Origin of the sequence: Pseudomonas putida (assembly GCF_005080685.1) — a bacterium.
Lineage (GTDB): Bacteria > Pseudomonadota > Gammaproteobacteria > Pseudomonadales > Pseudomonadaceae > Aquipseudomonas > Aquipseudomonas putida_V.
The window spans coordinates 4,484,124-4,503,468 of sequence record NZ_CP039371.1 but is presented as its reverse complement, the minus strand read 5'-3'; the positions used below and the strand labels follow the sequence as shown (position 1 = coordinate 4,503,468).

Below are 19,345 nucleotides of genomic sequence, written 5' to 3'. Positions count from 1 at the left end.
TTGCCTAGCGCTTTTCCGATCGACCCACCCTGTGCTCTGGTCGCAGCGCAAGCTCGGTCGCAAGGCGCAACTCACGGCGGCAGCCAGCGGCAACGAGCTGCTGGCCTCACGCTGTGCTGTCGACCTCCAGGAATGCCGCTTCCAGCAATTGCCGGGTGTAGGGGTGCTGCGGGGCATGGAAGATAGCCTGCGCATCCCCTTGCTCCACTACATGACCATGGCGGATGACCATCAACTGATGGCTCAGCGCTTTGACTACCGCCAGGTCATGGCTGATGAACAGGTAGGTCAGGTTGTACTTCTGCTGCAGGGTGCGCAGCAGCTCAACCACCTGGCGTTGCACCGTTCGGTCCAGCGCCGAGGTGGGCTCGTCGAGCAGGATCAGCGCCGGTTTGAGCACCAAGGCCCGGGCAATGGCGATGCGTTGGCGCTGGCCGCCGGAGAACTCGTGCGGGTAGCGGTGGCGGGTGCGTGGGTCCAGGCCCACTTCCTCCAGCGCGGCGATGATCGCCGCTTCCTGCTCCTGGGGCGTACCGATGCGGTGGATGCGCAAACCCTCGCCGACGATGTCCGCCACTGACATGCGCGGGCTGAGGCTGCCGAAGGGGTCTTGGAACACCACCTGCATTTCCCGTCGCAGTGGCCGTACCTGCTTCTGGTTCATGTCCTCCAGGGCTTGGCCATGGAAGCGGATGCCGCCACGGCTGGCGATCAGTCGCAGGATCGCCAGGCCCAGGGTCGACTTGCCCGAACCACTCTCACCGACGATGCCCAGGGTCTGGCCTTGGGGCAGGCTGAAGTTGATGCCATCCACTGCCTTCACATGGTCGACCGTCTTGCGCAGCAGGCCTTTCTTGATCGGGAACCACACCTTGAGGTCGTCAACCTCAAGCAGCGGTGCGCCGACCGGGTTGTGCGCAGGCAGCCCGCTGGGCTCGGCGTTTATCAGCATCTGCGTGTAGTGATGCTGCGGTGCGCTGAACAGCGTGGCGCAGTCGGCCTGCTCGACGATCTGCCCGCGCTGCATCACGCACACCCGGTGGGCGATGCGCCGCACCAGGTTGAGGTCGTGGCTGATCAGCAGCAGCGCCATGCCCAGGCGCGCCTGCAGCTCCTTGAGCAGGTCGAGGATCTTCAACTGCACGGTCACGTCCAGCGCCGTTGTCGGTTCGTCGGCGATCAGCAGTTCCGGCTCGTTGGCCAGGGCCATGGCGATCATCACCCGCTGGCGCTGGCCGCCGGAGAGCTCGTGGGGCAGGGCCTTGAGGCGTTTGCGCGGTTCGGGAATGCCGACCATCTCCAGCAACTCCAGGGTGCGTGCGGTGGCTTGCTTGCCGCTCAGGCCCTTGTGCAGCAACAGGATCTCGTTGATCTGCTTCTCGATGCTGTGCAGCGGGTTGAGCGAGGTCATCGGCTCCTGGAAGATCATGGCGATACGGTCGCCGCGGATGCGCTGCATGGCCTTTTCGCCCTGCTGCAGCAGGTCCTTGCCCTGGTACTGGATGCTGCCGCTGGGATGGCGGGCGAGCGGGTAGGGCAGCAGGCGCAGGAGCGAGTGGGCGGTGACCGACTTGCCCGAGCCGCTCTCGCCGACCAGCGCCAGGGTCTCGCCCTTGCGGATATCGAAGCTGATGCCGTCGACCACGCGGTTGACATGCTCGCCGGTGACGAACTCCACCGCCAGGTCACGCACTTCGATCAGGTTCTGTTCACTCATATCACTTCCTCGGGTCGAAGGCATCGCGGGCGGATTCGCCGATGAACACCAGCAGGCTCAACATGATCGCCAGCACGGCGAAGGCGCTGATGCCCAGCCACGGGGCTTGCAGGTTGGACTTGCCCTGGGCCACCAATTCGCCCAGCGACGGTGCGCCTGGCGGCAGGCCGAAGCCGAGGAAGTCCAGCGCGGTGAGGGTGCCGATGGCGCCGGTGAGGATGAACGGCATGAAGGTCATGGTCGAGATCATCGCGTTGGGCAGGATGTGCCGGTACATGATCGCGCCATTGCGCATGCCCAGGGCCCGGGCGGCGCGCACGTACTCGAGGTTGCGACCGCGCAGGAACTCGGCGCGCACCACATCCACCAGGCTCATCCACGAGAACAGCAGCATGATGCCCAGCAGCCACCAGAAGTTGGGTTGCACGAAGCTGGCCAGGATGATCAGCAGGTACAACACCGGCAGGCCCGACCAGATCTCCAGGAAGCGCTGCCCGGCAAGGTCGACCCAGCCGCCGTAGAAGCCCTGCAAGGCCCCGGCGATGACGCCGATGATCGAGCTGAGAACGGTCAGCGTCAGGGCGAACAGCACCGACACGCGGAAGCCGTAGATCACCCGTGCCAGCACGTCGCGGCCCTGGTCGTCGGTGCCCAGCCAGTTGTCCGCCGAGGGTGGGGCCGGGGCGGGCACGCGCAGGTCATAGTTGATGCTCTGGTAGCTGAAGGGAATGGGCGCCCACAACACGAAGCTGTCTTTCTTGGCTAGCAGCTCGCGAATGTAGGGGCTCTTGTAGTTGGCCTCCAGTGGGAACTCGCCGCCGAAGGTGGTTTCCGGGTAGCGCTTGAAGGCCGGGAAGTACCACTCGCCGTCGTAGCGCACGGCGATCGGCTTGTCGTTGGCGATCAGTTCGGCGCCCAGGCTCAGGCCGAACAGGATGAGGAACAACCACAGCGACCACCAGCCGCGGCGGTTGCCCTTGAAGCGCTCGAAGCGCCGGCGATTGAGAGGGGACAAGGCCATGTCAGTGCTCCCGGCTGGCGAAGTCGATGCGCGGATCGACCAGGGTATAGGTGAGGTCGCCGATCAGTTTCACCACCAGCCCGAGCAGGGTGAAGATGAACAGGGTGCCGAACACCACCGGGTAGTCGCGGTTGATGGCCGCTTCGAAGCTCATCAGGCCGAGGCCGTCGAGCGAGAAGATCACTTCGATGAGCAGGGAACCGGTAAAGAAAATACCGATGAAGGCCGAAGGGAAGCCGGCGATCACCAGCAGCATGGCGTTGCGGAACACGTGGCCGTACAGCACCCGGGGTCGGCTCAGGCCCTTGGCCTTGGCGGTGATCACGTACTGCTTGTTGATCTCGTCGAGGAAGCTGTTCTTGGTCAGCAGGGTCATGGTGGCGAAGTTGCCGATGACCAGCGCGGTAATCGGCAGCACCAGGTGCCAGAAGTAATCGAGAATCTTGCCGGTGGTGCTGAGCTCTTCGAAGTTGTTCGAGGTCAGTCCGCGCAATGGGAACCAATCGAAGTAGCTGCCGCCAGCGAACAGCACGATCAGCAGGATGGCGAACAGGAACGCGGGGATGGCATAGCCGACGATGATCGCCGAGCTGGTCCAGACGTCGAAATGGCTGCCGTGGCGTACCGCCTTGGCGATGCCCAGCGGGATCGACACCAGGTACATGATCAGCGTGCTCCACAGCCCCAGCGAGATCGACACCGGCATCTTCTCGGCGATCAGGTCGATGACCTTGGCGTCGCGGAAGAAGCTATCGCCAAAATCCAGCTGGGCGTAGTTCTTGATCATGATCCATAGCCGCTCCGGCGCCGACTTGTCGAAGCCATACATCTTCTCGATCTCGGCCACCAGCGCCGGGTCCAGGCCTTGCGCGCCGCGGTAGTTGGAACCGGCCACCGAGACCTCGGCACCGCCGCCGGCAATGCGGCTGGTGGCGCCTTCGAAGCCTTCGAGCTTGGCGATCATCTGCTCGACGGGGCCGCCGGGGGCGGCCTGGACGATGACGAAGTTGATGATCAGGATGCCGAACAGGGTCGGGATGATCAGCAGCAGGCGCCGCAGGATATACGCCAGCATGTCAGTTCGCCTCGTCCGCGGGAGCTTCAGTGACCGCCGGGGTCACGTTGGGCTTGATCCACCAGGTATCGATGCCGACGTCGTACTTGGGCGATACCTCGGGGTGGCCGATGTGGTTCCAGTAGGCCACGCGCCAGGTCTTGATGTGCCAGTTGGGAATCACGTAGTAGCCCCACAGCAGCACACGGTCCAGCGCCCGGGTGTGATCGATCAGGTTCTGGCGCGAGTCGGCATTGATCAACTGCTCCACCAACTGGTCGATGGCCGGGTCGCGCAAGCCGATGAAGTTGCGGCTGCCAGGGTTGTCGGCGGCAGCGCTGCTCCAGTATTCGCGCTGCTCGTTGCCGGGCGAGTTGGACTGCGGGAAACCGCCGACGATCATGTCGAAGTCGCGCGAGCGCAGGCGGTTGATGTACTGGGAAACGTCGACACGGCGGATGGTCAGCTCGATGCCGAGGTCGGCCAGGTTGCGCTTGAACGGCAACAGCACGCGTTCGAACTCGGTCTGCACCAGGAGAAACTCGATGCTCACCGGCTTGCCCTGGGCATCGACCATCTTGTCGTTGGCGATCTTCCAACCCGCTTCCTGCAACAGCTGGTAGGCCTTGCGCTGCTGGTCGCGGATCATGCCGCTGCCATCGCTGACCGGGTTGTGGAAGGCTTCGCTGAAGGCCCGCTCGGGAACTTTGCCCCGCAGCGGTTCGAGGATTTTCAGCTCGTTGTCGCTAGGCAGGCCACGGGCGGCCATTTCGGAGTTTTCGAAGTAGCTGCCGGTGCGGGTGTAGGCCCCATTGAACAGCTGCTTGTTGGTCCACTCGTAGTCCAGCAACAGGCTCAGCGCTTCGCGCACGCGCACGTCCTGGAACACCGGGCGGCGCAGGTTGAAAACGAAGCCTTGCATGCCGGTGGGGTTGCCGTTGGGCAGTTCTTCCTTGATCAGGCGGCCGTCGCGCACCGGGGGGACGTTGTAGGCGGTGGCCCAGTTCTTCGCGCTCATCTCCAGCCAGTAGTCGAATGCGCCGGCCTTGAGCGCCTCCAGGGCCACGGTGTTGTCGCGGTAGGAGTCGAAGGTCATCAGGTCGAAATTGTACAGGCCCCGATTGATCGGCAGGTCCTTGGCCCAGTAGTCCTTGACCCGCTCATAGCGGATCGAGCGCCCGGCCTTGACCTGGGCGATCTTGTACGGGCCGCTGCCCAGCGGAATCTCCAGGTTGCCGCGGGCGAAGTCGCGGTCCTGGTACCAGTGCTTGGGCAGTACCGGCAGTTGACCGAGGATCAGCGGCAGCTCGCGGTTGTTCTTGTGCTTGAAGGTGAACTTCACGCGCAGCGGGTCTTCGGCGACCACGTCTGCCACATCGGCGTAGTACTGCCGGTACAGCGGCGCACCTTGCTTGATCAGGGCATCGAAGGTGAATACCACGTCCTCGGCACGGATCGGATGACCATCGTGGAAGCGTGCTTCAGGGCGCAAGTAGAAGCGCACCCAGCTGTTGTCCGGAGCCTTCTCGATCTTGCCGGCGACCAGGCCGTACTCGGTGAACGGCTCGTCCAGGCTCTGGCGCATCAGGGTGTCGTAGATCAGTCCCACGCCCTCAGCGGCGACGCCCTTGTTGATGTACGGGTTGAGGCTGTCGAAGCCACCGAAGCTGGACTGGCGGAAGGTGCCGCCCTTGGGCGCGTCGGGGTTGACGTAGTCGAAGTGCTTGAAGTCGGCCGGGTATTTCGGCGCCTCGTCGTAGAGCGTGAGCGCATGTTGCGGTGCGGCCACGGCCGGAAGGCTCAGGCAGGCGAGCAGTAGGCTGCCTGCCAGCCGGCGCAGGCGGGGCATTGGCGTCATTGGGCTTTCTCCGAAGTCTTGATCCACCAGCTGTTCAGCCCAAGGGTGTAGGGCGGCGTGGTGACGAAGGCGAACCGGTTGCGGTAGGCCAGGCGATGGTTGTCGAGGTACCAGTTGGGGATCATGTAGTACTGCCATGAGAGCACGCGGTCCAGGGCGCGGGCGGCGGCGACCTGGTCATCGCGGGTGCGGGCGGCGAGCAAGGTGTCGAGCAAGTGGTCGACTATCGGGTCCTTGACCCCAGCATAGTTCTTGCTGCCCTTGGTCGAGGCTTGGCTCGAGTGGAAATACAGCCATTGCTCAAGGCCCGGGCTCAGGGTCTGGTTGAGGGTCATCAGGATCATGTCGAAGTCGAACTGGTCCAGGCGTTGTTTGTATTGGGCGCGGTCCACGGTACGCAAGTGGGCGTCGATGCCGATGCTTGCGAGGTTTTCGACATAGGGTTGCAAAATGCGTTCGAGGTTTGGGTTGACCAGCAGCACTTCCATGCGCAGCTGCTGGCCCTTGTCGTTGACCAGGCGTTGGCCATCGAGCTTCCAGCCGGCCTGGCCGAGCAGGGCCAGCGCCTGGCGCAGGGTCTGGCGGCTGATGCCGCGGCCATCGGTATGGCTGACCTGGTACGGCTGGGTGAACAGCGCATCGGGCAGTTGCTCGCGCCAGGGCGCCAGCAGCAACCATTCCTTGCCGGTGGGCAGGCCGGTAGCGGCGAATTCGCTGTTGGGGTAGTAGCTGGTCGAGCGGCGGTAGGCGCTGCTGAACAAGGCGCGGTTGGTCCACTCGAAGTCGAGCATCAGGCCCAGGGCCTGGCGCACGCGGGCGTCGCTGAAGGCCGCCCGGCGGCTGTTCATGAACAGGCCCTGGGTCTGGGTCGGGATGCGGTGAGGGATCTGCGCCTTGATCACCTCGCCGCGGCGCACGGCCGGGAAGGTGTAGCCGTTGGCCCAATTCTTGGCCTGGTGCTCGATATAGATATCGAATTCGCCTGCCTTGAAGGCTTCGAACGCCACCGTGGCGTCGCGGTAGAACTCGTACTCGACGCGATTGAAGTTGTATTTGCCACGGTTGACGGCCAGGTCCTTGCCCCAGTAGTTCTTCACCCGCTCGAACACCAGGCGCCGCCCAGGCTGCACCTCGGTGATGCGGTAGGGACCGCTGCCCAGGGGTGGGGTGAAAGTGGTGGCCTTGAAGTCGCGGCCCTGCCAGTAGTGCTTGGGCAGCACCGGCATTTCGCCCAGGCGCAGGATCAGCAAAGGGTTGCCGGCACGTTTGAACACGAAGCGGATGCGCAGCGGCCCGAGGATGTCGACGCGGGCGACCTCCTGCAGGTTGGTGCGGTAGATCGGGTGGCCTTCATTGAGCAGAGTGCGGTAGGAAAACGCAACGTCTGCCGAGGTAATCGGCTTGCCATCATGCCAGCGCGCTTCCGGGCGCAGGTTGAACACCACCCAGCTGCGGTCCTCGCTGTATTCCACCGAGCTTGCGATCAGGCCATAGCTGGAGGTGGCCTCATCGCCCGAGGGGTCGTATTGGCCGGTGCCGACCATCAGCGTTTCGTTCAGCTCGCTGATGCCATACTGCAGGAAATTGGGCGTGGTGACCGGGCTGCTGCCCTTGAAGGTATACGGGTTGAGCGTATCGAAGGTGCCGAATGCCATGGCCCGCAAGGTGCCGCCTTTGGGCGCTTGCGGGTTGACCCAGTCGAAATGGGTGAATGTGGCTGGGTACTTGAGCGTGCCGAACTGCGCGTATCCGTGGCTTTCGCTCACCTTCGCGGCTGCGGGAAAGCTCAAGGCCAGGCTGAGAGACAGCAGGAGGGGACGTATCAAGTCGGCATCCGATCCAGGGCATTGGGCTTTGGTCGGAGTACAGTAACAGCTTGGCGGGGTTGGAAAAAGAGAGGGAGGAGGGGGAATTCAGGAGGGCTACAAGGTAGCCCCCCTTGGCCGTCAGCGCGACAGGTAGACGGTCAGCGTCTGGCCTGGCTTGAGCGCGTGGCCGCTGCGTGGATTCCAGCGCTTGAGGTGTTTCATTTCGACGTTGAAACGTTTGGCAACCAAATACAGCGAGTCACCCTTGCGCACCTTGTACTGGGTAGAGCGCTGGCCAGAAGCGGCAACCCGGTTGCCGGCTGCACCTGGCGCGCTGCCGCCCCGCAGTGCCAGTACCTGGCCCGCCTTGACGCGGTTGCCAGGCAGCTTGTTCCAGCGCTGGATATCCTTGACCGAGACCCGGTTGGCCTTGGCGATGGTGCTCAGGTTGTCGCCACGCTTGACCCGATAGCTGCGCGCGGTGGCCGGAGCCTTGGCTTCTGCCACGGCGCGCTCGAACACGGCTTTGTTCGGCTGCAGGCTGAGCAGTTGCTCGGGCTTGAGGTTGGACAGGCTGTCGCTCAGCAGTTGCGCCTTGGCGGTCGGCACCAGCAGTTGCTGGGGACCGTCCACGGTCATGCGCTTCTTGAAGGCCGGATTGAGCTGGATCAGCTCGTCTTCGTCGATGTTGGCGAAGGCGGCGACCCGCGTCAGGTCCAGGCGCTCGTTGATGGCGATGGCTTCGAAGTAGGGTTCGTTGGCGATCGGGCTGAGATTGACGCCATAGGCCTCCGGGGTGGAGACCACTTGCGACAGGGCCAGCAGCTTGGGCACATAGTCACGGGTTTCCTGCGGCAGCGGCAGGTTCCAGTAGTCGGTGGGCAGGCCGAGCCGTTCGTTGCGCTCGATGGCCCGGCTGACCGTACCTTCGCCAGCGTTGTAGGCGGCCAGGGCGAGCAGCCAGTCGCCGTTGAACATGTCATGCAGGCGGCTCAGGTAGTCCAGCGCGGCATTGGTCGACGCAGTGATGTCGCGGCGGCCGTCGTAGAAGTTGGTCTGGCGCAGGTTGAAGTGGCGACCCGTGGAGGGGATGAACTGCCACATGCCTGCGGCATGGGCGCGCGAGTAGGCCATCGGGTTGTAGGCGCTCTCGATGGCTGGCAGCAGGGCCAGCTCCAGGGGCATGTCGCGTTCTTCGAGCCGCTCGACGATGTAGTGCAGGTACAGGCTGCCGCGTTCGCTGGCGTTCTCGAGGAACGAGGGGTTACTGGCGAACCACAGGCGCTGTTGTTCGATGCGCGGATTGACGTCGATGCTGTCCTGCAGGGCGAAGCCCTGGCGCATGCGTTCCCAGACATCCTGCGGGGCCTGTTCGGCCGGTTTGACCGCGAACGTCTGGGGTTTGTGCTTGATCCGCGCCTGGTAGCTGTGTGCGCGAACGCTGTCGGATTCGTCGAGTTGACGGGTGCTCTGGCAGCCCACCAAGGTGGCGGCCAGGGCCAGCGCACTGACCTGGGCCAGGCGCGTCAAGGCGACGGAATGAAAGGTTCTGCGGCTACGGGAAGACATCGGCGGGGACAGTTATCCGGGCAAAAAATTTCGGCGATTCTAAAAACCGCTCCCAGCCGGGTCAACCTTTGACCGCATCATGCGATATATCTTGGGGTTATCAGAAGGTGTCCTTCCAAGACCTCAAGGCAGCAAAAACAGCGGCTTGGCTTGTATTGGAAAGCCCCTTCCATTCGTCTGCTTTTTGTTTAACGGATGTTTCAGCGGTACGCAGGAAGGGGTTGGTCTGACGCTCGAGGCCGATGGTTGATGGCAATGTGATGCGATTGTCGGCACGTAGCCGGGTAACGTCCTCGAACCGTTGGGCAACGTGTGGATTTTCCGGCTCCACGGCCCTGGCGAAGCGCAGGTTGCTCAGGGTGTATTCGTGCGCGCAATACACCTGCGTGGCGGCTGGCAGGGCGGCCAGGCGGGCGAGGGCGGGCTGCATCTGTTCGGGGGTGCCTTCGAACATGCGCCCGCAGCCGGCAGCGAACAGGGTGTCGCCACTGAACAGCAGCGGCACGGGCGCCTGGGCGGTGTAGTAGGCGATGTGGCCGAGGGTATGGCCCGGTACGGCCAGTACGTCGAAGGTCAGCCCGAGCACATCGACCTGGTCGAGGTCGTCCAGGGCCAGGTCGCGGCCGGGGATGCGCTCGTTCGCCGGGCCGCAGACACGTGCGCCGGTGCGCTGCTTGAGGCGCTCGACACCGCCGACGTGGTCGGCGTGGTGGTGGGTCACCAGGATGTCGGCCAGTGTCCAGTCGGGATGGGCATCGAGCCAGGCCTCAACCGGGCCGGCGTCACCCGGATCGACCACCGCGCAGCGGCGTTTGGCAGTATCCTGTAACAACCAGATGTAGTTGTCGGAGAAAGCGGGTAGTGCATCGATCTGTATCATGGTGCGGATCCGATTCGCCAAGCGTGGGACATGAAGGCATCTTAGCCGCGATGGCGCGGTGCGAGAACCTTCGAGGGAGAACGCAATGACCGACCAAGCCTTTGCCCAGGCCGATCCGGACTGGGTCAAGCTGATCAGCCTGGCCCGTGAGTGGTTCAACGGGCCGATCGGGCAACTGATGTTGAAAGAAGAAGAGAAGCTGCTCGAAGAGGAGCTTGGACGCTTCTTTGGTGGCTATCTGGTGCACTATGGGCCTTGCGCCGATGCGCCCCCTACCGCCCCGCAGGTGCAACGCAACGTGCGCCTGGGCGCGCCGTTGCCTGGGGTCGAGATCGTCTGCGAGGAGCAGGCCTGGCCCCTCGGTGAGCATGCCGCGGACGTGGTGGTGCTGCAGCATGGCCTGGATTTCAGCCTGTCGCCCCATGGCTTGCTGCGCGAGGCGGCCAGTGCCGTGCGCCCGGGTGGGCACCTGTTGATCGTCGGCATCAACCCCTGGAGCAGTTGGGGCGTGCGCCATGTGTTCAGCCACGGCGCCTTGCGCAAGGCGCGCTGCATCTCCGCCTCGCGGGTGGGGGACTGGCTCAACCTGCTGGGCTTCGCGCTGGAGAAACGCCGCTTCGGGTGCTATCGTCCGCCGCTTGCCTCGCCGGCCTGGCAGCAACGCCTGGCCGGTTGGGAGCGGGTTGCTGGCGGGCGCCAGGGCGCGGGCGGCGGGGTCTACCTGCTGGTGGCGCGCAAGATGGTGGTCGGCTTGCGACCGCTGCGCCCGCAACGTCGCGAGCCCATGGGCAAGCTGCTGCCGCTGCCGCTGGCCAAGGTCAACCGCAGCGCCGCCGACCCTGATTCCGAAAAGCACTGAACATGAGTGGTACATGAGCGATAACGTCGAGATCTACACCGATGGTGCCTGCAAGGGCAATCCTGGCCCCGGCGGCTGGGGTGCCCTGATAGTCTACAAGGGCGTCGAGAAGGAGTTGTGGGGCGGCGAACGCGAAACCACTAACAATCGCATGGAGTTGATGGCCGCTATCCAGGGCTTGATGGCCCTCAAGCGTGAATGCGAAGTGGTGCTGACAACCGACTCGCAGTACGTGATGAAAGGCATCAACGAGTGGATGGTCAACTGGAAAAAACGTGGCTGGAAGACCGCCGCCAAAGAGCCGGTGAAGAACGCCGACTTGTGGCAACTGCTCGATGAGCAGGTCAATCGGCACAAGGTCACCTGGAAGTGGGTGCGTGGGCATATCGGCCACCCCGGTAACGAACGCGCCGACCAGTTGGCCAATCGTGGCGTCGACGAGGTGCGCGCAAAGCGCTGAGCTGAGGTAGAATCCCTGGCTTTTTCATGGACTCAACGTGGAGCCTGCGCGTGGAGCAGCAGCAAGATAAGCGGTTCGTAATCCTCGATACCGAAACCACCGGCATGCCGGTTACCGAAGGCCACCGCATCATCGAGATCGGCTGCGTCGAGGTGATTGGCCGGCGCCTGACCGGGCGGCACTTCCACGTCTACCTGCAGCCGGACCGCGAGAGTGACGAGGGGGCGATCAACGTCCACGGCATCACCGATGCGTTCCTGGTGGGCAAGCCGCGCTTCGGCGATGTAGCCGAAGAATTCTTCGAGTTCATCCAGGGCGCCACCCTGGTCATCCACAACGCGGCGTTCGACGTTGGTTTCATCAACAACGAATTTGCCCTGCTCGGGCAGCACGACCGCGCCGACATCTCGCAGCATTGCACCATCCTCGACACCTTGTTGCTGGCGCGTGCTCGTCACCCAGGCCAGCGCAACAGCCTCGACGCGCTGTGCAAACGTTACGACATCGACAACTCTGGCCGTGAACTGCACGGCGCACTGCTCGACTCCGAGTTGCTGGCCGATGTCTACCTGGCGATGACCGGTGGCCAGACCAGCCTTTCGCTGGTTGGCAACGGGGCCGATGGGGACGACGAAGGGCAGGGCAGTGGTGGCAGCGAAATCCGCCGCATCGTCGGGCGTGCGCCCGGGCGGGTGATCATGGCCAGCGCCGAGGAGCTCGAAGCCCATGCCGAGCGCCTGGCGGCAATCGCCAAGTCGGCGGGTGGGCCATCGATGTGGCAGACCCTGAGCGAAGCGCCAGCCAGCTGATCGCTCGGCTGGTCGCTCAACTACCCTGAAGGTACACCCTGTCCTTCGGAGGTAGTTGCCTGATGTACAAGGACCTCAAGTTCCCCATTCTCATCGTCCACCGCGCCATCAAGGCCGACAGCGTGGCCGGTGAACGCATTCGCGGTATCGCCGACGAGCTCACCCAGGACGGCTTCACCGTCATCAAGACGGCCGATCACGCCGAGGCGCGGCTGGTCGCAGCCACCCACCATGGCCTGGCCTGCATGCTCATCGCCGCCGAAGGCGCTGGCGACAACACCCATCTGTTGCAGAACATGGCCGAGCTGATCGGCCTGGCGCGCCTGCGCGCCCCCGAATTGCCGATCTTCGCCCTCGGCGAGCAGGTGACCCTGGAAAATGCCCCGGCCGAGGCCATGAGCGAGCTCAACCAGCTGCGTGGCATCCTCTACCTGTTCGAAGACACCGTGCCGTTCCTCGCACGTCAGGTAGCACGCGCCGCGCATCGCTATCTCGATGGCCTGCTGCCGCCGTTTTTCAAGGCCCTGGTGCAGCACACCGCGCAATCCAATTATTCCTGGCACACGCCCGGTCATGGCGGTGGCGTGGCCTACCGCAAAAGCCCCGTTGGCCAGGCTTTTCACCAGTTCTTCGGCGAAAACACCCTGCGCTCGGACCTGTCCGTTTCGGTACCGGAACTGGGCTCGCTGCTCGACCACACAGGCCCCCTGGCCGAGGCCGAAGCGCGCGCCGCGCGCAACTTCGGCGCCGATCACACGTTCTTCGTGATCAACGGCACCTCCACCGCCAACAAGATCGTCTGGCACGCCATGGTTGGTCGTGGCGACTTGGTGCTGGTCGACCGCAACTGCCACAAGTCGGTGGTGCATGCGATCATCATGACCGGGGCCATTCCCATCTATTTGTGCCCAGAACGCAACGAGCTGGGGATCATCGGACCTATCCCGCTCAGCGAATTCAGCGCCGAATCGATCCAGGCGAAGGTGCAGGCCAACCCCTTGGCCAAGGGGCGGGCACCGCGTATCAAGCTGGCGGTAGTGACCAACTCCACCTACGACGGCCTCTGCTACCACGCCGGGCTCATCAAGCAGGCGCTGGGCGCCAGCGTCGAGGTGCTGCATTTCGACGAGGCCTGGTTCGCCTATGCCGCCTTCCACGAATTCTTCAGCGGGCGCTATGCCATGGGCACCGATTGCGTCGCGGGCAGCCCGCTGGTGTTCAGCACCCATTCCACGCACAAGCTGCTTGCCGCCTTCAGCCAGGCGTCGATGATCCACGTGCAGGAAGGGGCTCAGCGCCAACTGGATCGCGACCGTTTCAACGAAGCGTTCATGATGCACATCTCCACCTCGCCGCAGTACGGCATCATCGCCTCGCTGGATGTCGCCTCGGCCATGATGGAAGGCCCCGCTGGGCGTTCGCTGCTACAGGAGATGTTCGATGAGGCACTGAGTTTTCGCCGAGTCCTGACCAGCCTGCGCGAGCGTCTGACCGTCGATGACTGGTGGTTCAGCATCTGGCAACCGCCGGCAGCGGAGGGCAGTCAGCAACTGGCGGCGCGAGACTGGTTGTTGCAGCCAGGGGCAGCCTGGCATGGTTTTGCCGACGTGGCGGATGACTACGTGCTGCTCGACCCGCTCAAGGTGACCCTGGTGATGCCGGGCCTGAATGCCGGTGGCGTGTTGGGCGAACACGGCATTCCGGCGGCGGTGGTCGGCAAGTTTCTCTGGGAGCGTGGGCTGGTGGTGGAAAAGACCGGCCTGTACAGCTTCCTGGTGCTGTTCTCGATGGGCATCACCAAGGGTAAGTGGAGCACGCTGCTGACCGAACTGCTGGAGTTCAAGCGCCATTACGATGGCAATACCGCGCTCGCAGCCTGCCTGCCGAGCATCGTCGCGGTCGACGCCGTGCGCTATCAAGGGTTGGGGCTGCGCGACCTGTGCGATCAATTGCACGATTGCTACCGCGCCAATGCCACGGCCAAGCAACTGGTACGCTTGTTCACCTCGCTACCGGAGGTGGTGATGAGCCCTGCCCAAGCCTACGATCACATGGTCCGTGGCGAGGTAGAGGCGGTCCCGATCGAGGCCCTGGAGGGCCGGATCGCGGCGGTGATGCTGGTGCCATACCCACCGGGTATCGCATTGATCATGCCGGGCGAGCGTTTTACCGAGAAGACCCGTTCCATCCTCGATTACCTGGCGTTTGCCCGTGCTTTCAGCAGCGGCTTCCCCGGGTTCGTCGCCGACGTGCATGGGCTGCAGGCCGAGAACGGGCGCTACACGGTGGACTGCATCAAGGAATGCGAATGATCTCGACGCCGCTCTGCGCCAGTTCGAAGCGATCTTCACCCAGGTGGGTGACCCGATCGCCGATGGCCAGGCGGTAGGTGGTGATCGGTGCGCCCAGGGTGCTGCCGTCTGCCTGGAGCGTGGACTCCTGGAACTCGTGGACGGGATAGATGCGGCCTTCGGCGTCACGGGCGTGGAATTGGCCGACCATTACTGCTGCCATTTAGGTGAAAACCTCTGAATTACGTAGGAAATGTCTGCAGGGATAGACCATAGAAGATACCTGGAAGTTTTCTGTTGCAGGAAAAAAAACCAAGTCGCCGAGCAGTGTCATCTATAACTACAACGTCTCTTAACCCAGCAAAGGTTGGAAATCGCCATGACCCAGGTGTATTCGGTAGCGGTAGTCGTCGGCAGCTTGCGCAAGGATTCCTACAATCGCAAGGTGGCCCGGGCCCTTTCAGAGTTGGCGCCGTCAAGCCTGGCGCTGAAGATCGTCGAGATCGGTGACCTGCCGCTGTACAACGAAGATGTCGAGGCCGCCGGTGTGCCCGAGGCCTGGACGCGTTTTCGCGACGAAGTACGGCGCAGCGATGCGGTATTGTTCGTCACTCCGGAATACAACCGCTCGGTGCCCGGTGCCTTGAAGAACGCCATCGACGTTGGCTCGCGACCTTATGGCCAGAGCGCCTGGAGCGGCAAGCCCGCCGCGGTGGCCAGCGTTTCTCCCGGGGCCATCGGTGGTTTCGGCGCCAACCACGCGGTACGCCAGTCGCTGGTGTTTCTCGACATGCCCTGCATGCAGATGCCCGAGGCCTACATCGGGGGGGCCGCTAGCCTGTTCGACGAGGCCGGCAAACTCAGTGACAAGACCCGGCCGTTCTTGCAGGCCTTCATCGACAAGTTCGCTTCCTGGGTGAAGCTGAACCGGGCGGTCTGACAGGCCTGTTGCGCCTGTCCCATTGCATTCGCGGCGAATCGCCGCGAATGCCTCGACGCCGCTCCGTCAGAATGCCTGCGGCATTTCGCCCAAGGCCAGCCGCCGGTTGATATCGGCCACCACCTGCGGCAGGTCGTTGATGGTATCGACCAGATAGTGCGGCCGCGACCCCTCGAACATCGCATGGATCCGCTTGCGCTCGCTGTCCAACTGCTCCGCGCCCAGCGCCTGGTATGCCTCCCAGGTCAGCCCCAGGGCATTGCCCGAGCACACCAGCGCCACGGTCCACATCCCCGCCCGACGGCCTTCGAGAATGCCTGGGACGGTATCGTCGACCTTGACGCAAGCCGCCACGTCGTCGATACCCAGTGCGATCACGTTGGCCAGTGCCTGGGCCGGCCAAGGACGGCCATTCGGCGTCTCGTCGGTGGCCACCACGTGGTCGGCGACGTAGCCATTCTGGGCCGCCAGCTCCACCACCTTGTCCATCACCACTTTCGGGTAACCCGAGCACGAGCCGATCTTCAGCCCGTCCTGGCGCAGGCCGGTCAAGGTGTCCAGGGCGCCGGGGATCAGCGCCGAATGCACGGCGATCTTCTCGATCTGCAGCGGCATGAAGCGGTTGTAGATGGCGGTCACGTCATCGTCGGTCGGCGTGCGGCCAAATACCTTGCGATAACGCTCGGCGATTGCCGGCACGTCGCACAGGGTACGGATATGGTCCCACTTGCCCATGCCCATCGGGCCCCGGGCTTCCTCGATGGAAACTTGCACGTCGAATTCGGCAAAGGCCTCGACGAAGATCTGCGTTGGCGCGAACGATCCGAAATCGACCACCGTGCCGGCCCAGTCGAGGATGGCGGCTTGCAGCTGGGTAGGGTTGCTGTAGTTCATGTGCGCTGATTCCTGAAATAGGGTGGGCAAAGGGGTCAGATGTCCAGTACTTCCATTTCCCGCAATACCTGGGCCACGGCATCGACGGCGGCCTGCATGCCTTCGGCGCCGACCACGCCGATGCAGCCGACGCGGAAGGTTTCGACCTGGGTCAGCTTGCCGGGGTAGAGGATGAAGCCCTTGGCCTTGACCCGCTCGTAGAAGTCCTTGAACTGGTAGCGGGCGTCATTCGGCGCGTGGAAGGTGACGATGATCGGCGCCTGGATCTCGGCTGGAAGGAAGCTGCGCAGGCCGATGGCGGCCATGCCGTCGAGCAGCGTCTTGCAGTTGTCGGCGTAGCGCTGGTGGCGTGCGGGCAGGCCACCTTCCTCGTTGTATTGCTGGAGGGCTTCGTGCAGCGCCGCTACCACATGGGTGGGCGGGGTGAAGCGCCATTGGCCGGTCTTGGCCATATAGGCATGCTGGTCGTGCAGGTCCATGGCCAGGGAGTGGGCATTGCCCTCGGCGGCAGCCAGGGCGCTTTTCTCGGCGAAGACGAAGCCCATGCCCGGTACGCCTTCCAGGCACTTGCCGGAGGCGGCGATGAGCGCTTCGAAGGGGATATTGCGGGCATCGATGGGCAACGCGCCGAACGAGCTCATGGCATCGATGACCAAGCGCTTGCCATGACGCTTGACCACCTGGGCGATCTCGGGCAGCGGATTGAGAATGCCGGTGCTGGTCTCGCAGTGAATCAACGCCACATGGGTCAGGGCTGGGTCGGCAGCCAGCAGGCGGTCGACATCGGCGGCGGTGGTCGGTTGGTCCTCGGCGGTTTCGAAGGTGCTGTAGGCACGGCCCAGCACCTTGCAGATCTTCGCCAGGCGCTGGCCGTACGCACCGTTGATCAGCACCAGGACCTTGCCGTCGCGTGGCACCAGGGTCCCGATGGCGGCTTCCACGGCGAAGGTGCCGCTGCCTTGCAGCGGCACGCAATGGTGGCTGGCGCTGGCGTCGAGGATAGCCAGCAGTTGCTCGCAGACGCTGGCGGTAAGCTGGTTGAAATCGCGGTCCCAGGAACCCCAGTCCACCAGCATGGCTTGGCGGGTGCGCGCCGAGGTGGTCAATGGGCCAGGGGTCAGCAGAATCGGGGCGTTGCTCATGCCGAGGTTCCTCACATGCGGTGGGCTGAATCTAGGGTGCTCAGGTTGCAATTCTCCCTTGTATCAATCAAATTGTTTGTTGTTATGCCAGTCATAAGTCAGGCCGATAGATATGAATTTGTTCCAACTGCGCGCCTTCGATGCCGTCGCCCGCGAGGGCAGTTTCACGCGCGCCGCAGCGCGCCTGTTCATCAGCCAGCCGGCCGTCACCGGGCACGTCAAGGCGCTGGAGGAGCATTATCAGATCACCCTGCTGCGGCGCACCGCCCGGCGGGTAGAGTTGACGGAGGAAGGCACGCGCCTGGCGGCGATTACCCGAGCCATGTTCGGCTTGGCCGAGGAAGCCCAGGCCATGCTCGAGGCCAACCGGCAGTTGCTGACCGGGCGCCTGGAAGTCGCCGCCGATGGCCCGCATCGGGTCATGCCGATGCTGGCGCAATTGCGTGAGCGCTACCCGGGCATTACCGTCAATCTGCGCCTGGGCAATGCCCAGGAGACATTGGCCGCGTTGTTGTCCGAGCATGCGGATGTCGCCGTGCTGACCGAAATCGAGCCGCGCCAGGGGCTGTATCTGCAGAACCTGTGCGAGTCGCGGCTGTGCGCGCTGCTGCCAGCGGGGCACGCCTGGGCATCCGCTCCGGGCGATTTGCCCTTGGCCGATTTGCACGAGCAGATCATGGTGCTGCGCGAGCCCAGCTCGACCACCCGTCGGACCTTCGATCGCGCCTGTGCGTCTGCCGGAATACAACCACGGGTGCTGCTGGAGCTGGACAGCCGCGAAGCGGTGACCGAGGCTGTGGCTGCGCAGTTGGGGGTGGGGGTCGTCTCCTCGACCGAAGTGGCCAACGATCCCCGCGTGGTGGCGCGGCCCTTGGCTGGCAATGCGCTGGTCAACCAGCACATGATCGGCTGCCTGGAGCGGCGCCGCGAGCTGCGGCTGATTCAGGCGTTCTTGCAACTGGCAGGCGAAGCATGAGCGAAAAAGACACCATTTCCATGCAACTGGTGCGTGAGGCCCTGTTGCAGACCTGTCCGGCAGGCGAGCCGGACGCCCCGTTGCTGGCGCGTGCCGGCATCGACATCGAACAGTTGCGCCAGGCCGATGCGCGGGTGAGCGCCGATGCGTACGCGCGTCTCTGGCGTCTGTTGACCCGGCGCTGCAACGATGAATTCTTTGCCATGGACCGGCGCGGCTTGCCCAGTGGCAGCTTGGCTTTTCTCTGCCGGGCAAGCATGGCCCAGCCGAGCGTGGCGGCGGGGCTGGAGACTGCCCTGGCGTTTCTTTCACTGATGCTTGCAGACCTGCAACCGAGCCTGGTGCGTCAGCACAGCCTGGCCGAAATCGTCATCAACGAGCCGTGCGACACGCCGCGCCGAGCGTTCACCTATTTCACTTTCTGGATGATCGTGCACGGGGTCGCCTGCTGGTTGGCGGGGCGGCGCATCCCGATCCTGGCCATCGAACTGCGCTGCGCCGAGCCGCCGTTCTGCGACGACTACCGGGTGATGTTCTCGGAAAACCTGCAATTCGACCGCCCGCGCACGCGCATGATCGTCGCCGGCGATTGCCTCGACCTGCCGATCAGGCGCAGCGAGGCGGACCTGCAGCGTTTTCTGGCCGAGGCGCCAGGCAATATCCTGGTCAAGTTCCGTGACCCGGACAGCCTGGCCAGGCGTATCCGCCGCCATCTGCTGGGCATGGAGGCGGCCCATTGGCCAGATGCCGAACAACTGGCCAGTGAGTTGTGCATGTCGGCCTCGACCCTGCGCCGCCGCCTCGGTGAGCAAGGCCAGACCTACCAGGGGCTCAAGGACAGCGTGCGGCGCGAGCTCGCCATTGCCTGGTTGGCCGAGGCCGCGCTGGGCCTGGCGGAGATTGCCGAGCGCCTGGGCTTTGCCGACAGCAGCTCGTTCTACAAGGCGTTTCGCAAATGGTTCGGCTGTAATCCGGGACACTACCGCACCCTGATGTTGCAGGGGCAGGAGCGACGCTAGCCGATGCGCTTCCCTCTGCCGTGACAGGTTGCGCAGGTGCAGAGTCAG

17 protein-coding genes are annotated in these 19,345 nt (G+C 63.9%); 7 read left to right on the top strand and 10 right to left on the bottom strand.

Annotated elements, in window-relative coordinates; translation table 11 throughout:
- Window positions 1-106: 106 nt before the first annotated feature.
- The 7 genes from E6B08_RS20815 to gloB form a co-directional block, all read right to left on the bottom strand.
- A complete protein-coding gene (locus E6B08_RS20815) occupies window positions 107-1,717 on the bottom strand; it encodes an ABC transporter ATP-binding protein (RefSeq protein WP_136915745.1) in 1,611 nt (536 codons plus the stop codon).
- A 1-nt stretch (window position 1,718) separates the two neighbouring features.
- Window positions 1,719-2,738: an ABC transporter permease gene (locus tag E6B08_RS20810; RefSeq protein ID WP_136915744.1), complete on the bottom strand. Its 1,020-nt coding sequence runs from the start codon at window positions 2,736-2,738 to the stop codon at window positions 1,719-1,721.
- Window position 2,739: 1 nt separating this feature from the next.
- Window positions 2,740-3,813, bottom strand: a complete 1,074-nt coding sequence (locus E6B08_RS20805; protein WP_136915743.1) for a microcin C ABC transporter permease YejB — start codon at window positions 3,811-3,813, stop codon at window positions 2,740-2,742.
- Window position 3,814: 1 nt separating this feature from the next.
- A complete protein-coding gene (locus E6B08_RS20800) occupies window positions 3,815-5,650 on the bottom strand; it encodes an extracellular solute-binding protein (protein ID WP_136915742.1) in 1,836 nt (611 codons plus the stop codon).
- The gene (locus E6B08_RS20795) at window positions 5,647-7,476 is read right to left on the bottom strand and encodes an extracellular solute-binding protein (protein WP_136915741.1); all 1,830 of its coding nucleotides are present in this window, start codon (window positions 7,474-7,476) and stop codon (window positions 5,647-5,649) included. The genes E6B08_RS20800 and E6B08_RS20795 overlap by 4 nt, the downstream gene beginning before the upstream one ends.
- 120 nt (window positions 7,477-7,596) lie before the next feature.
- The gene (locus tag E6B08_RS20790) at window positions 7,597-9,027 is read right to left on the bottom strand and encodes a lytic transglycosylase domain-containing protein (protein ID WP_136915740.1); all 1,431 of its coding nucleotides are present in this window, start codon (window positions 9,025-9,027) and stop codon (window positions 7,597-7,599) included.
- A gap of 100 nt (window positions 9,028-9,127) precedes the next feature.
- A complete protein-coding gene (gloB, locus tag E6B08_RS20785) occupies window positions 9,128-9,907 on the bottom strand; it encodes a hydroxyacylglutathione hydrolase (RefSeq protein ID WP_136915739.1) in 780 nt (259 codons plus the stop codon).
- Window positions 9,908-9,992: 85 nt separating this feature from the next.
- Between gloB and E6B08_RS20780 the strand changes: the two genes are divergently transcribed.
- The 4 genes from E6B08_RS20780 to E6B08_RS20765 all read left to right on the top strand — a co-directional run bounded on the left by E6B08_RS20780 (window position 9,993) and on the right by E6B08_RS20765 (window position 14,347).
- On the top strand, window positions 9,993-10,766 hold the full coding sequence (locus E6B08_RS20780) for a methyltransferase domain-containing protein (protein ID WP_136915738.1): 774 nt from the start codon (window positions 9,993-9,995) through the stop codon (window positions 10,764-10,766).
- A 13-nt stretch (window positions 10,767-10,779) separates the two neighbouring features.
- Window positions 10,780-11,226: a ribonuclease HI gene (gene rnhA / locus E6B08_RS20775; protein WP_136915737.1), complete on the top strand. Its 447-nt coding sequence runs from the start codon at window positions 10,780-10,782 to the stop codon at window positions 11,224-11,226.
- Between the two features lie 50 nt (window positions 11,227-11,276).
- Entirely contained in the window at window positions 11,277-12,035 is a 759-nt protein-coding gene (gene dnaQ / locus E6B08_RS20770; protein ID WP_136917464.1) for a DNA polymerase III subunit epsilon, read from the top strand.
- A 62-nt stretch (window positions 12,036-12,097) separates the two neighbouring features.
- Window positions 12,098-14,347 carry an Orn/Lys/Arg decarboxylase N-terminal domain-containing protein gene (locus E6B08_RS20765; protein WP_136915736.1) on the top strand — a complete coding sequence of 750 codons (2,250 nt, stop codon included), beginning with the start codon at window positions 12,098-12,100 and terminating at the stop codon, window positions 14,345-14,347.
- Here E6B08_RS20765 and E6B08_RS20760 read toward each other — a convergent pair.
- Window positions 14,331-14,549, bottom strand: a complete 219-nt coding sequence (locus E6B08_RS20760) for a hypothetical protein (RefSeq protein WP_133332120.1) — start codon at window positions 14,547-14,549, stop codon at window positions 14,331-14,333. The genes E6B08_RS20765 and E6B08_RS20760 overlap by 17 nt on opposite strands.
- Window positions 14,550-14,705: 156 nt before the next feature.
- Here E6B08_RS20760 and E6B08_RS20755 point away from each other — a divergent pair, with 156 nt between their 5' ends.
- Window positions 14,706-15,266 carry an NADPH-dependent FMN reductase gene (locus E6B08_RS20755; protein WP_136915735.1) on the top strand — a complete coding sequence of 187 codons (561 nt, stop codon included), beginning with the start codon at window positions 14,706-14,708 and terminating at the stop codon, window positions 15,264-15,266.
- A gap of 66 nt (window positions 15,267-15,332) precedes the next feature.
- Here the strand turns inward: E6B08_RS20755 and phnX are convergent, their stop codons facing one another.
- Window positions 15,333-16,160, bottom strand: a complete 828-nt coding sequence (gene phnX / locus E6B08_RS20750; RefSeq protein ID WP_136915734.1) for a phosphonoacetaldehyde hydrolase — start codon at window positions 16,158-16,160, stop codon at window positions 15,333-15,335.
- Window positions 16,161-16,195: 35 nt separating this feature from the next.
- On the bottom strand, window positions 16,196-17,302 hold the full coding sequence (locus E6B08_RS20745) for a 2-aminoethylphosphonate--pyruvate transaminase (protein ID WP_136915733.1): 1,107 nt from the start codon (window positions 17,300-17,302) through the stop codon (window positions 16,196-16,198).
- Between the two features lie 112 nt (window positions 17,303-17,414).
- On the opposite strand from E6B08_RS20745, the gene E6B08_RS20740 reads away from it, so the two are divergent.
- Complete coding sequence (locus E6B08_RS20740; RefSeq protein WP_136915732.1) at window positions 17,415-18,278, top strand: LysR substrate-binding domain-containing protein; 864 nt, start codon at window positions 17,415-17,417, stop codon at window positions 18,276-18,278.
- The gene (locus E6B08_RS20735) at window positions 18,275-19,297 is read left to right on the top strand and encodes an AraC family transcriptional regulator (RefSeq protein WP_136915731.1); all 1,023 of its coding nucleotides are present in this window, start codon (window positions 18,275-18,277) and stop codon (window positions 19,295-19,297) included. The genes E6B08_RS20740 and E6B08_RS20735 overlap by 4 nt, the downstream gene beginning before the upstream one ends.
- The last annotated feature ends 48 nt before the right edge of the window (window positions 19,298-19,345 follow it).

Bases quoted from the DNA above. Each gene is read 5' to 3' on its own strand.
- E6B08_RS20740 (WP_136915732.1), top strand. From the start codon at position 17,415: ATGAATTTGTTCCAACTGCGCGCCTTCGATGCCGTCGCCCGCGAGGGC.
- E6B08_RS20805 (WP_136915743.1), bottom strand. From the start codon at position 3,813: ATGCTGGCGTATATCCTGCGGCGCCTGCTGCTGATCATCCCGACCCTG.
- E6B08_RS20800 (WP_136915742.1), bottom strand. From the start codon at position 5,650: ATGACGCCAATGCCCCGCCTGCGCCGGCTGGCAGGCAGCCTACTGCTC.
- E6B08_RS20745 (WP_136915733.1), bottom strand. From the start codon at position 17,302: ATGAGCAACGCCCCGATTCTGCTGACCCCTGGCCCATTGACCACCTCG.
- gloB (WP_136915739.1), bottom strand. From the start codon at position 9,907: ATGATACAGATCGATGCACTACCCGCTTTCTCCGACAACTACATCTGG.
- phnX (WP_136915734.1), bottom strand. From the start codon at position 16,160: ATGAACTACAGCAACCCTACCCAGCTGCAAGCCGCCATCCTCGACTGG.
- E6B08_RS20735 (WP_136915731.1), top strand. From the start codon at position 18,275: ATGAGCGAAAAAGACACCATTTCCATGCAACTGGTGCGTGAGGCCCTG.
- E6B08_RS20790 (WP_136915740.1), bottom strand. From the start codon at position 9,027: ATGTCTTCCCGTAGCCGCAGAACCTTTCATTCCGTCGCCTTGACGCGC.
- rnhA (WP_136915737.1), top strand. From the start codon at position 10,780: ATGAGCGATAACGTCGAGATCTACACCGATGGTGCCTGCAAGGGCAAT.
- E6B08_RS20760 (WP_133332120.1), bottom strand. From the start codon at position 14,549: ATGGCAGCAGTAATGGTCGGCCAATTCCACGCCCGTGACGCCGAAGGC.
- E6B08_RS20755 (WP_136915735.1), top strand. From the start codon at position 14,706: ATGACCCAGGTGTATTCGGTAGCGGTAGTCGTCGGCAGCTTGCGCAAG.
- E6B08_RS20815 (WP_136915745.1), bottom strand. From the start codon at position 1,717: ATGAGTGAACAGAACCTGATCGAAGTGCGTGACCTGGCGGTGGAGTTC.
- E6B08_RS20765 (WP_136915736.1), top strand. From the start codon at position 12,098: ATGTACAAGGACCTCAAGTTCCCCATTCTCATCGTCCACCGCGCCATC.
- E6B08_RS20780 (WP_136915738.1), top strand. From the start codon at position 9,993: ATGACCGACCAAGCCTTTGCCCAGGCCGATCCGGACTGGGTCAAGCTG.
- E6B08_RS20810 (WP_136915744.1), bottom strand. From the start codon at position 2,738: ATGGCCTTGTCCCCTCTCAATCGCCGGCGCTTCGAGCGCTTCAAGGGC.